The 12,498-nt window shown below is 42.6% G+C and carries 12 protein-coding genes; 9 read left to right on the top strand and 3 right to left on the bottom strand.

Annotated features, from left to right (window positions below):
• The first annotated feature begins 225 nt into the window (after positions 1-225).
• Both ccdA2 and HMPREF2918_RS03170 read left to right on the top strand, forming a co-directional pair.
• Positions 226-933, top strand: a complete 708-nt coding sequence (gene ccdA2, locus HMPREF2918_RS03165; RefSeq protein WP_049473243.1) for a thiol-disulfide oxidoreductase-associated membrane protein CcdA2 — start codon at positions 226-228, stop codon at positions 931-933.
• Between the two features lie 24 nt (positions 934-957).
• A complete protein-coding gene (locus tag HMPREF2918_RS03170) occupies positions 958-1,518 on the top strand; it encodes a TlpA family protein disulfide reductase (RefSeq protein ID WP_031576251.1) in 561 nt (186 codons plus the stop codon).
• A gap of 30 nt (positions 1,519-1,548) precedes the next feature.
• Here HMPREF2918_RS03170 and HMPREF2918_RS03175 read toward each other — a convergent pair whose 3' ends face one another.
• Genes HMPREF2918_RS03175 through HMPREF2918_RS03185 form a run of 3 tightly spaced genes read right to left on the bottom strand, consistent with a single transcriptional unit; the run spans position 1,549 to position 4,366 of the window.
• The gene (locus HMPREF2918_RS03175; RefSeq protein ID WP_049490873.1) at positions 1,549-2,793 is read right to left on the bottom strand and encodes an NAD(P)H-dependent oxidoreductase; all 1,245 of its coding nucleotides are present in this window, start codon (positions 2,791-2,793) and stop codon (positions 1,549-1,551) included.
• An 18-nt stretch (positions 2,794-2,811) separates the two neighbouring features.
• Positions 2,812-3,417 carry an NADPH-dependent FMN reductase gene (locus HMPREF2918_RS03180; RefSeq protein WP_023918073.1) on the bottom strand — a complete coding sequence of 202 codons (606 nt, stop codon included), beginning with the start codon at positions 3,415-3,417 and terminating at the stop codon, positions 2,812-2,814.
• Between the two features lie 25 nt (positions 3,418-3,442).
• Positions 3,443-4,366: an FAD:protein FMN transferase gene (locus tag HMPREF2918_RS03185; RefSeq protein ID WP_284697600.1), complete on the bottom strand. Its 924-nt coding sequence runs from the start codon at positions 4,364-4,366 to the stop codon at positions 3,443-3,445.
• A 224-nt stretch (positions 4,367-4,590) separates the two neighbouring features.
• On the opposite strand from HMPREF2918_RS03185, the gene nox reads away from it, so the two are divergent.
• From nox to HMPREF2918_RS03220, 7 genes are all read left to right on the top strand, one after another.
• On the top strand, positions 4,591-5,967 hold the full coding sequence (gene nox, locus HMPREF2918_RS03190) for a H2O-forming NADH oxidase (RefSeq protein ID WP_003001563.1): 1,377 nt from the start codon (positions 4,591-4,593) through the stop codon (positions 5,965-5,967).
• Between the two features lie 118 nt (positions 5,968-6,085).
• Positions 6,086-7,630, top strand: a complete 1,545-nt coding sequence (locus tag HMPREF2918_RS03195) for a ClC family H(+)/Cl(-) exchange transporter (RefSeq protein ID WP_070594569.1) — start codon at positions 6,086-6,088, stop codon at positions 7,628-7,630.
• Positions 7,631-7,740: 110 nt separating this feature from the next.
• Positions 7,741-8,613 carry an iron uptake system protein EfeO gene (efeO, locus tag HMPREF2918_RS03200; RefSeq protein WP_070594570.1) on the top strand — a complete coding sequence of 291 codons (873 nt, stop codon included), beginning with the start codon at positions 7,741-7,743 and terminating at the stop codon, positions 8,611-8,613.
• A 5-nt stretch (positions 8,614-8,618) separates the two neighbouring features.
• On the top strand, positions 8,619-9,824 hold the full coding sequence (gene efeB, locus HMPREF2918_RS03205; RefSeq protein ID WP_070594571.1) for an iron uptake transporter deferrochelatase/peroxidase subunit: 1,206 nt from the start codon (positions 8,619-8,621) through the stop codon (positions 9,822-9,824).
• A complete protein-coding gene (locus HMPREF2918_RS03210; protein ID WP_070594572.1) occupies positions 9,802-11,487 on the top strand; it encodes an FTR1 family iron permease in 1,686 nt (561 codons plus the stop codon). The genes efeB and HMPREF2918_RS03210 overlap by 23 nt, the downstream gene beginning before the upstream one ends.
• Positions 11,474-12,193 carry a twin-arginine translocase subunit TatC gene (gene tatC, locus HMPREF2918_RS03215; RefSeq protein ID WP_070594573.1) on the top strand — a complete coding sequence of 240 codons (720 nt, stop codon included), beginning with the start codon at positions 11,474-11,476 and terminating at the stop codon, positions 12,191-12,193. The genes HMPREF2918_RS03210 and tatC overlap by 14 nt, the downstream gene beginning before the upstream one ends.
• On the top strand, positions 12,193-12,390 hold the full coding sequence (locus HMPREF2918_RS03220; RefSeq protein WP_070589014.1) for a Sec-independent protein translocase subunit TatA/TatB: 198 nt from the start codon (positions 12,193-12,195) through the stop codon (positions 12,388-12,390). The genes tatC and HMPREF2918_RS03220 overlap by 1 nt, the downstream gene beginning before the upstream one ends.
• Positions 12,391-12,498: the final 108 nt, after the last annotated feature.

Consider the following 12,498-nt stretch of genomic DNA (forward strand, 5'->3'; position numbering starts at 1 on the left):
CTAGCACTTTTCTCACGGCGGAAAGTTTCAATGTATACTTGAATGTGCCTTATATATTCTTTTAGTTTTTCACCACAACTTAGACTCTAAAGTTATTGGCTTTAGGGTCTTTCTTTTGAAACTAGTACCCAAATCCAAACTTTAGTAAAAAAACGTAGCAGAAATTTTTCTTTTTTGTCAGTCAATGCTATACTGAATGTAGCATATCAATATACGGAGTGAACTATGAATCCAATCATTTTTTCATTGACAGTTTTTCTTGCGGGTATTCTGTCTTTCTTTTCTCCCTGTGTCTTTCCTTTGCTACCGGTTTATATTGGAATCTTGCTAGGAAGTGATCAGGAAAAGGCTATCCGATTGTTCGGGAAAAAAATTCGCTGGCATGGCTTGTTGAAAACCCTTTGTTTTATTGCCGGTATTTCTGTTATTTTCCTCCTCATTGGTTTTGGAGCGGGTTTGCTAGGAAAGATCATGTACACCAATTGGTTCCGTTATCTGATGGGAGCCCTCATCATTATCCTTGGTCTTCATCAAATGGAAGTCTTTCATTTTCATTTCCTTGAGAAGCAAAAAACAATGGATTTTGGAGCCAACAAACAGAAGAATGAGTTGTTTTCAGCTTTTCTCCTTGGTCTTGGCTTTAGTTTTGGTTGGACGCCTTGTATCGGCCCTGTATTGGGATCAGTTCTTGCTCTAGCAGCATCGGATGGGCAAGATGCTCTTATGGGAGCTATTTATCTCCTTGTTTATACCTTGGGAATGGCTCTTCCGTTTTTACTGTTGGCCTTAGCATCTAGTCTGGTCCTACCTTACTTTAATCGTCTCAAACCCCATTTGTTGTTGCTGAAGAAAATCGGCGGAGCCATCATTATTCTGATGGGAATTCTCTTACTTTTGGGACAATTGAACAGTTTGTCATCTATCTTTTCATAAAATAATCCGGAGGTTTAACGCATGATGAAAGGTTTTAAATACGCTTGTTTCTCAGTACTTTCTCTAGCTTTGCTGTCAGCTTGTTCCATGGATCAATCCAGCGAGAGTAGTATGGGCAATCAGCCAACAATGAATACAACAACGAATAAGAATGCTTTGGTAGGAAAAGACGCTAGTGACTTTGAACTAAAGGATATGAAGGGGAATACGGTTAAACTTTCAGACTACAAAGGGAAGAAGGTTTATTTGAAATTTTGGGCAACCTGGTGTGGACCTTGCCGGCAAAGTATGCCTGAATTAGAGAAATTGGTCAAGGATACGGATAGAGACTTTGAAATTCTGACCATTATGGCACCAGGACTCCAAGGTGAAAAAACTGAGGAAGAATTCGTCAAATGGTTTGATCAACAAGATTACAAGTCCGTACCGGTCTTGTACAATCAAGACGGTTCTGCATTTGCAGATTATCAGGTTCGCTCTATTCCTACAGAAGTCTTTATAGACAGTCGTGGGAAAATTGGACATGTCCAATTAGGGGCTATTTCAAACGACGATGCTAAGAAGATTATCAAAGAGTTACAATAAAAAAATGAAGCACGAAGCTTCATTTTTTTATTAGTTGCTTGCACCAGAAGTTGCATCGGCATCTCCGTGCCCTCCGTCACCATGTCCTCCAGCATCAGAAGCACCAGAAGTTGCATCTGCACTACCGTGTCCACTAGCAGGAGCAAATGGACCGCTTCCGCCAACTAGACGTTGTCCTGTTGTTTGTAGGTACCAGTCCAACCATGGTTTGAAGTTGAAGACAATCTCATTGATACCAGCGTATGAACCATCTTCATAGTACATAGCTTGGTAGTTGTGAGTGTTGATCACGCCTTCAGGAGATCCTGGAACAATAGTCCGAACATAGTCTTGGTTACCGTTACGAAGGGTACCAATCACCCATTCCACGTTTTTCATACGTGCTGGTGGTAGGGAACCATGAACGGTTGACATCCGGCTTCCTGATTGAGGTGGCACGCGTTTGGCAAACATGGTATCAGGATCTTGATGGGCATTGTTGTAGTAGAGGAATTGGTTGTTATCATCGGCATAGGTCAATTCAAATGGCATAGCCTTTAAGAACATATCAATTTGGTTAACGGTTAGAATACCGTGGTCGAGTTTGACATAGGTATCGCCGGAAACGGCACCAGTGATTTCAGCTACTTTTTCTACCCAATCTGGATCGTCAGGATCGACTTCAGTAACAGTTGTAGCGATTGGATGATTACAATCCAAGTCTTCTGGTTCAATTGGTTTTGGTTTTTTCAATTTAGATACAACCTCAACGTATTTCATAAAATTATCCAAGCAGGTTTCAAGGAATTTGACGGTTCCCTCGTTAATGATATTGCCGTCTTCGTCAAAAGCTTCTTTTGCTTTTCCAAGAAGGAATTCATTTCCTGGAAGGGTATAAGCATTGACACCTGGGGCATCGAGGATCTTACGGAGGTGAACTTGCGCACGTGAAGTCCCTTGATCATAGTAAGAAGCACCGACGATCATAACCGGTTTGTTTTCAAATGGATGCACCTCGAAAGAGAGCCATTCAAGAACAGACTTGAGAGCAGCAGAGATCGTATGGTTGTGCTCTGGAGTGGCAATGATAACACCATCTGCACGAGTGATTTTGTTATATAAAAGACGCAATTGGAAACTTTCGTCCCATTTTTCATCTTGGTTAAACATTGGAACTTCGTCGATTTCAAGAACTTCCAATTCAAATTTGATTTTAAATTGGCGGCGAATGAATTCCAAAAGTTTACGGTTATATGATTGATCGTAGTTCGATCCTACAAGTCCAACAAATTTCATTCTTTTCTGTCTCCTATCCTACAAGTTTTCCCAGTCAAATTCTTCAGCATCTTTGCGAAGTAATTCTTGGGCGTTGCGCAATTTGTCTGTAATTTTCACAAACACACGGAAATCATTGAAGACGGCATCTAATTTTTGAATGACATCTAAATCCACCAAGTCTCCATTTTGATCAAAGGCTTGCAATGAATGGGAGAGCAAGAATTCATCTGGCAAGACATTCGCTTTGATTTCTGGAGCATTTAAGATTTGGCGAAGTTGGAGTTGGGCGCGTGAAGATCCCAACGTACCGTATGAAGCCCCAGTAATCATGACTGGTTTATTCAACAATGGGAAGACTCCGTATGAGAGCCAAGCGAGAGCACTCATCAAGACCGCTGGAATAGAGTGGTCGTATTCTGGAGTCCCAATAATGACTCCATCAGCCTCCTCAATTTTTGCAACAATATCCAAGACAGCTTCAGGCACTTGTTTGTCGGCTGGTTTGTTAAAGACAGGGATATCTTTAATTTCGACCAATTCGATCTCAGCCTTATCAGCAAAATGTTTTTGCATGTATTGAAGCAGTTGACGGTTTGTAGAACGTTTGGAGTTAGTCCCCACAATCGCAATAAGTTTTATCATGGAAAATTCCTTTCTGATAGGAGAATTATAAATAAGATTGAAGCCCACTTGTATAGGCGATCTTGCCTGATTGAGAAACCAATAAGGTATCTATACCAGGAAGTGATTCAACAGTGTTGAGGATAGAAGCAGGAGATTCCCCGAACAGGCGGGTAGTCCATATCTCCCCGTCTACGGATCGATCAGATATGATGGTGATACTGGCTAAATCTGTCTCAACCGGATAGCCCGTCTCACTATCAAAGATGTGGTGAAACGACTGGCCGTCCACTTCTAAATGACGCTCGTAGATACCAGAGGTGACAATAGATTTATCCTTGACGGAGAGGACCAGCAGGTGCTGACCTCTTTTTTCGACTGGATTTTGAATGCCAATCCGCCAAGGTTGTTGTTTGACGGGGTGTTGACCGACAGTGAGGATATTTCCTCCAAGATCGATCAAGGCATCTGTTACTCCCTGGCTCTTTAAAAAGGTAGCAATGCAGTCTGCACTATAGCCCTTAGCCAAGGCTCCCAAATCAATCTTCATTCCAGGACGCATCAGAAAGACTGTATGATTTTCTGGGTCGAGCTGGATTTGGTGAGGATCGATCTTGGCCAGGGCTTGATCAATTTCTCCTTGCTGGGGACGTCTAGCATCTGAAAATCCAATTCGCCAGGTCTGTACAAGAGGACCAATGGCGATGTTTAAATGGCTGTCTTGAGCTTGACTATGCAAGGTACCTAATGCAATCAGTTCAAAAAGATCTGGATGAACTTGGACAGGAGCAAGACCAGCTTGGTGATTGACCTCCATGAGTTCAGAACTTGCATCATTGGCACTGAAGCGATGTTCGTAGGAGCGAAGAAGTTCAAAGCAGCGGGCTAAGAGTTCATTCGCTTGTGGGTGACAGATCGAAACAGTGATGGTCGTTCCCATCAACCGTTCGGATCGACTACTTAGGTCCACTAAAAATCTATCCTTTCCTATTTTCACTTACCTACAGTATATCAAAAAGATATCGTTTTCACAATCCTTTCAAGCATATTGTTTGACATTTTTTGAAACATGTGAAGTGTGATTTTCTGGAAAATTGAAAAAAAGATCACAAATTCTGAGCAAAATAATTGTAACCGATATCATTTTTATGATATACTCAAGAAGTAAATTAAATTAAAGGTAGGATTTATTCTATGAGTAAAATCGTTGTTGTAGGGGCTAACCATGCCGGAACAGCTTGTATCAACACTATGTTAGATAATTTCGGAAATGAAAATGAAATTGTAGTTTTTGACCAAAACTCAAACATTTCATTCCTTGGATGTGGGATGGCACTTTGGATCGGTGAGCAAATCGATGGTCCTGAAGGTCTTTTCTATTCTGACAAAGAAAAATTGGAAGCAAAAGGTGCAAAAGTCTACATGAACTCTCCTGTTCTTTCAATTGACTATGACAACAAAGTGGTAACAGCGGAAGTTGATGGGAAAGAACACAAAGAATCATACGAAAAATTGATTTTTGCGACTGGATCAACACCAATCATTCCTCCAATTAAAGGAGTTGAAATCGTTCCTGGTAACCGCGAATTCAAAGCAACTCTTGAAAATCTTCAATTCGTTAAATTGTACCAAAACGCTGAAGAAGTGATCGAAAAATTGAAAGATAACAGCAAACACTTGAATCGTATCGCCGTAGTTGGTGGTGGTTACATCGGTGTTGAACTTGCTGAAGCTTTCGAACGTCTTGGTAAAGATGTTGTCTTGGTGGATATCGTGGACACTGTTTTGAATGGTTACTACGACAAAGACTTCACTGACATCATGGCGAAAAACTTGGAAGACCACAACATCCGTTTGGCACTTGGACAAACGGTTCAAGCGGTTGAAGGAGATGGTAAGGTAGAACGCCTTGTAACCGATAAAGAAACCTTCGATGTAGATATGGTTATCTTGGCTGTTGGTTTCCGTCCTAATACAGCTCTTGCTGATGGCAAAATCGAACTCTTCCGCAACGGTGCCTTCCTTGTTGATAAGAAACAAGAAACTTCACTTCCAGGTGTGTACGCAGTTGGTGACTGTGCGACTATCTTCGATAACGCTCGTAACGAAATGAGCTACATCGCTCTTGCGTCTAATGCGGTTCGTTCAGGTATTGTCGGTGCCTACAATGCGACTGGTCATGAATTAGAAGGAATCGGTGTTCAAGGTTCTAACGGTATCTCTATCTACGGCCTTCACATGGTTTCAACTGGTTTGACTCTTGAAAAAGCGAAAGCTGCAGGCTTCAATGCCACTGAAACTGGCTTTAACGACCTTCAAAAACCTGAATTTATCAAACACGATAACTATGAGGTTGGTATCAAGATCGTCTACGATAAAGACACTCGTCAAATCCTTGGAGCTCAAATGGTATCACGTGATAGCGCTATCTCAATGGCTATCCACATGTTCTCACTTGCGATTCAAGAACACGTGACGATTGATAAGTTGGCTTTGACGGACTTGTTCTTCTTGCCACACTTCAACAAACCTTACAACTACATCACAATGGCAGCTTTAACTGCTGAATAATGAATTAATGAAAAACAAAGCTAGCGCTGCTAGTTTTGTTTTTTTCTGTCTTTACATGTATTCAGAGGCAGTGAAATAAGGTATAATGAATAGGATAAGAGTTTGAAGGAGTTAGGGAATGTCTGAAAAAGAAGAAGCCTTAAAAAAGGAATTTCATTTTGCCTCTAGTTCGATTGTGGCACATATTGTCAGAGGTGTCCTGGTTGGGATTGTTGTAGGCTGCATCGTCTCGAGTTTTCGTTTTTTGATCGAACATATTTTTCATTTTGTTCAAGGCGTTTACAAGGAGATGCCTGGTCAACCACTTTATTTACTTGCTATGCTATTGGGTTATGGGGTGATCGTACTGATTGCTGGTCGCCTTATTCGCACCAATCGGGATATCAAGGGATCAGGAATTCCGCAAGTCGAAGCGGAGCTTAAGGGTCTCTTGGCGGTGAGCTGGTGGGATACCCTGTGGAAGAAGTATATTTTAGGTGTCTTGGCCATCGGAAGTGGCTTGATGCTTGGTCGTGAAGGTCCTAGTATTCAATTAGGGGCAATGGGTGGAAAAGGAGTGGCCCATCATTTGAAGGTCAGTCCGGTTGAGGAGCGATCTTTGATTGCAAGTGGAGCTGCTGCTGGTCTTGCGGCTGCCTTTAATGCACCTATAGCGGGGCTCTTATTTGTGGTTGAAGAGGTCTACCATCATTTTTCACGCTTCTTTTGGATTTCGACCTTGGCTGCTAGTTTGACGGCTAATTTTATTTCACTTAATGTCTTTGGTCAAACACCCGTACTTCATATGCCGCAAAATATTCCGCCACTCCATCTGTCACAGTACTGGATTTATCTTTTTCTTGGAGTCTTTTTAGGGGCAGCAGGTTATGTCTACGAAATAGTGGTCCTTAATATCGGTCGATTGTATCGTTTGCTAGAGAAGATTTTCCATGTTCCTTCTCATTATTCTTCTTTATTTGCCTTTGTCTTGATTCTTCCAATCGGCTATTTCCTTCCACAAATTCTTGGTGGTGGGAACCAATTGGTTTTGGATTTAGCTCGAGTACCGTATCCAGTGCTGACCATTCTTCTCTATTTTGCGATCCGCTTCATCTGGAGTATGTTAAGCTATGGTAGTGGATTACCTGGTGGGATTTTCTTGCCTATACTAGCATTAGGATCACTTTTAGGTGCCATCGTTGGAACCTTCCTTCAAAACATTGGCTTTATCTCTCAAAACCAGCTGCCTCTTTTCATTATTTTAGGAATGAGTGGGTATTTTGGGGCTATTTCAAAAGCACCTTTAACAGCGATGATCTTAGTAACAGAGATGGTCGGTGATATTCGTAGTTTAATGCCCCTAGGCATGGTGACCTTGCTGGCTTATATGATCATGGATCTCTTCCATGGAGCGCCAGTCTATGAAGCCATGCTCGAGCAATTGTTGCCGGATAAGGCGCAAGAAGAAGGAGAGTTGACTTTAATTGAGATCCCTGTATCAGAAAAGATTGCAGGAAAACAAGTTCATGAACTGCACCTCCCTCAAGATATCTTGATCACCACGCAAATGCGAAGCGGGAAGAGTTATACGGTCAATGGTGCAACCCGCTTGTATCTTGGAGATAGCATCTTTGTGGTGGTTAAAGAATCTGAAATCGGACGGGTCAAGGATATTCTTTTGTAAAAGACAGATTCTCAGAAAAGCTTTTCTATTATTAAATTTTCAGACAATTATTGAAAAATGAGAAAATATCTGGTAGAATAAGGGCAAGAACAAATGAGGAGAAGTCTTTCATGAAAAAATATAGTCTACTCTTATTGAGTGTTGCTCTTTTAGCAGGGTGTGCAAATTCTACTAGCAAACAGTCGAATCAAAAGACGCAAACCAGCTCAACGGTGCAGTTGTCGAAGGATGACCAGAAGACCTTGGACAATGCGACAGCTGAATACAAAGACTTTGTTGAAATGCAAATTGACCAATTGCTCAAGGATACAGAAGGATTCCGAGCTACCCTAAAAGACGGTAATTTAGAAGAAGCTAAAAAGCAATACCCCTTGATCCGTATGACCTATGAACGTTCCGAACCGATTGCTGAAACCTTCGGGGAATCAGATGTCAAGATCGACTACCGTTTGGTGGATTATGTGGATGAAAATAAATCAGAAGATGGCTGGTCAGGTTTCCACCGGATTGAGCGTATCCTTTGGGAAAACAATACTACAGATGGAACAGACAAATACGCTGACCAACTGGTGAACGATATTAAGGAGTTGAAAGCTAAAATTGCTACAGTAGAAGTAACACCGGATATCATGTTGACCGGAGCTGTTGATTTGCTCAATGAAGTGGCAACGCAAAAGATTACAGGTGAAGAAGAAGTCTTCTCTCATACAGATCTTTACGACTTCCGCGCCAATATTGAAGGGGCTGAAAAGATCTTCTCTCTCTTTAAACCTTTGATTGAGAAAAAAGATTCTAAATTGGTTAAAACCTTGGAAGCAGAATTCAAAAATGTCAATGCTCTATTGGACAAACACATGACAGATGATTCAAACTATAAGTCTTACACAGACTTATCCAAGGAAGATACCAAGGAATTGGCAGAAGCTGTGACCAAACTTGGTGAACCTTTGTCTCAAATGGGTGTGATTTTAGATGGGAAATAAGAAAAATGGCTGACGAAAAATTTTTAGATAAAAAAATGGACCGTCGTGAATTTCTTAAAAAAGCAGGTATTGGAGGGGCTGGTCTAGCGCTGGGCCTCTCTGGTGCATCTGCTTTTTTCGCTAATCAAGACAGTTCCAGCAAAAAAGCTTATGATGGGGATGAAGACATCTCCTTTTATGGCAAGCACCAAGCAGGGATTACGACTCCTATGCAGAAGGCTTGCTACTTGGTGGTATTAGACCTTCACACGACGGACAAAAAAGAAATCATCCAGCTTTTTAAAGACTGGACCGACTATAGTAGTAAATTAGTCGAAGGAGAATTGGTCAAAAAAGATGGCGCCAATGCCCTCTTGCCTCCAACAGATACAGGTGAAACAGTAGGACTCAATCCCTATCGCTTGAGCCTGACGTTTGGTGTCTCTGCCAGCTTTCTCAAGAAATTAGGTTTGGAGTCCAAACGTCCCAAGCTCTTTCGTGATTTGCCTCCATTTCCAAAGGAGCAGTTGCAGGACAAATACACTGGTGGTGATATCGTCATTCAGGCCTGTGCCGACGATGAGCAAGTAGCCTTTCATGCGGTCCGAAATCTCATCCGCAAAGGTCGCAATACCATCACCATGAAGTGGAGCAAGTCCGGTTTTGCGGCGATTGGTGACAGAAAAGAAACGCCGCGTAACCTCTTTGGTTTCAAGGATGGAACAGCAAATGTCACGACGGAGAAGGATTTTGATAAGGTCGTCTGGACAGACAGCAAGGATTGGATGAAGGGTGGTTCCTATATGGCCCTTCGCCTAGTGCAAATGCACTTGGAAACTTGGGACCGAACAAATTTGCAGGAGCAGGAAAATACCTTTGGTCGCTACAAGGAGTCCGGTGTTCCATTTGGTAAAACTAACGAATTTGATGAAGTAGATTTATCTAAACTACCTGTAGATTCACATGTCCGTTTGGCCAAAGAAGTCGATCGACCGATTTTACGGCGGTCTTATTCTTATTCAGATGGTATCAACGAACAGACTGGGCAATTTGATGCCGGCTTGATCTTTATCGCCTTTCAAAAAGATCCGAACAGCTTTGTCAAAATCCAAACCAATTTGGGCGCAGTAGACAAAATGAACGAGTACATCACCCATATCGGAAGTGGACTCTTTGCTTGCTTTGCAGGCGTTGAGAAAGGAGGGTATCTTGGTCAAGCACTCTTTGAATAAACTCTTGATCCTTTTAGGCCTTCTTGCCTTGTTCTGGACTCATCCAGTATCTGCGGAGTCTTATAGCGATCTCTTTATCAAGATTACAGATGCAACAACAGCTGTACAAAATAAGGACCAGGATAAGGCCAAGGCATTAATCGCTGAGATTCAGGCTGCTTTTGAATCCAAAGACCACCATGATTCCAAGGCAGGGAAAAAAGTTAGCCAAGCCTTAGCTATAAAAGGGGAGGTAACTAAAGACGATCTCACCAAGATCTCATCAGCCTTGCTCGCTTTTGAAAAAGAGCAAAATCCGGTCGATTTAGAGGCGGAAAAAGACAAACTTGTGAGTCGCCTCGCTCCTTACTTTAAGAACCTACAAGAGGCCATTACGGCTAAGGATCTGGATAAAACCCGTCAAACCTATGCAGATCTCAATAACACATGGACGCGAAACGAAGCGGTGGTAAGAGATCACAGCACAGCCTACTATGGCAAAATCGAGACGGCCATTTCGCTCTTACGCAGTAGTATTGAAACAGAGCCTACCGATTTCACCAACATCCAGTCCTCTTATGATGACCTCAAAAATGGGATTGATGCTTTTGTAAGAGGAGAAGCCATTAGCAGTGCCAGTACGGATTTGACGCTGAACGATGGGATCAAGCTTTTGGAGAAGGCGCAAAGCCAATTCCAATCCGGCGACGATAAGTCTGCTGCAGCGACTATGAAGCAGTTCATCACGATCTGGCCAACCATCGAGGGAGATGTTAGCACGACCAATCCAAGTCTCTACACGCGCGTAGAGAGTGAATCCCCGGTTATAATGGTCAAGGGGAAAGAAAAGGCCTATCAAGAGAAATTACAAGCCTTGATCCGAGACTTGTCTGCGATCGATACGACAGCTTCTTACAACGCTTTTGATGCCATGTTGATTCTTCTGCGTGAAGGAGTAGAAGCCCTTCTGATTGTCATGGCGCTTGTGACGACCCTTAAGGCCGCTAAGATGAGGAAAGGTCTCAAATGGGTTTACGGTGGAGCTATCGCTGGTGTTCTTGCCAGTGCAGCAATCGCTCTTGTTTTGCAAGTAGCTTTTCCAGCCGTTACTTCGGGGTCTAACCGAGAAATCATTGAAGGTGGCGTTGGGATTTTCGCTGTGGTCATGATGATCCTCATCGGAATTTGGCTCCACAGCAAGTCCTCTGTCAAACAGTGGAATGCCTTTATGGACCGTCAAATGAAGACCGTGACGGCTACAGGAAGCTTTGTCTCGATGTTTGCCCTCAGTTTCTTAGCAGTCTTTCGTGAAGGGGCTGAGACTATTCTCTTCTATGTCGGGATCATTCCGCGGATTACAACCGCGAATTTCTTACTGGGAATAGGGTTTGCCATAGCCGTTCTCATCATCATTGCAGTGGCCATGACCAAGGCCAGTCAAGCTATCCAACCTCATCGAATCTGTTTCATTCTGACGTGGTTGATTTACGCTTTGGCCTTCAAGATGCTCGGTGTCAGCATTCACGCCCTGCAGTTGACCAATATCCTACCTAGCCATTTGGTCAATGGACTTCCAACCATCGATTGGGCGGGGATCTATCCAAGCTGGGAAGTTCTTCTTCCTCAAGGTATCTTTGTGGCCTTGATCGCACTCGTTACGGTGAGACAACATGGCAAAGAGTAGAGCAGATGAAATGACTATTGTTGAACATTTGGTCGAATTTCGAAAACGATTGATCGCAGTGGTCTTGTGCTATATTATCGTCTTCATCCTAGCATTTGTATTTGGAGGAGAAATCTATCAAGCCTTGACGGCTAGCCTGCATCAAAAACTGCTGGTACTGGGACCGAATGATATTCTCTGGATCTATGTATCGCTGGCCAATCTCACATCCTTTAGCCTGACCTTGCCCTTTATTGTCTACCAGATTTGGCAATTTGTAAGGCCGGCTTTGAGGGAGAAGGAGGCGCGTGCAGTCTTTGCCTACATCCCAGCTAGCTTTATTTGCTTTGTACTGGGGCTTGCATTTGGTTATTTCTTTGTCAGTCCAGCTATTTTAGAGGTCCTGATGCGATTGGGAGAAGGGCTGTTTGATACCCAATTAACAGCACAAAATTATCTAACCTTCTTATGGCACACTACCTTGCCTTTAGGGGTCTTGTTCGAGTTACCAGTTTTGGTCGCTTTTCTGACCTCGATTGAACTTTTGACACCACAGTTTTTAATAACCTACCGACGTTATGCTTACTTTGTTCTGCTGGTCTTAGCCGTCGTGCTAACCCCTGCAGACTTTATCAGTGACTTGGCCATGACACTCCCTTTGATCCTCTTATTTGAAGTCAGTGTCGCCTTCAGTAAAGTCATCTATTCAAGAAAAAGGAGAAACTAATGGGAATTTTACGTGATATTGGAGCACCAGGTTTGATCATCATCATCCTGGGCGCCCTCTTGATTTTTGGACCAAAACGCCTGCCTGAGTTGGGCCAGTCCATCGGCAAAATGTTTGCTGAATTTAAGTCAGCTGTCAATAAAGGCAGTGAAGAAGCCGATCAAGACACCAAAGAAGCTAAAGAAGAAAAAGAATAATCAGACAATTTTCAAAATTCTATTGAGTTCGATTGCATAAAAAGGTATAATAAGACAAGTACTTGCAATCGACGAAGGAGGAAACCATGATTATTACGATTTTGTCAC

This window comes from Streptococcus sp. HMSC065C01, assembly GCF_001813525.1.
In the GTDB taxonomy this organism is placed as follows: domain Bacteria; phylum Bacillota; class Bacilli; order Lactobacillales; family Streptococcaceae; genus Streptococcus; species Streptococcus parasanguinis_V.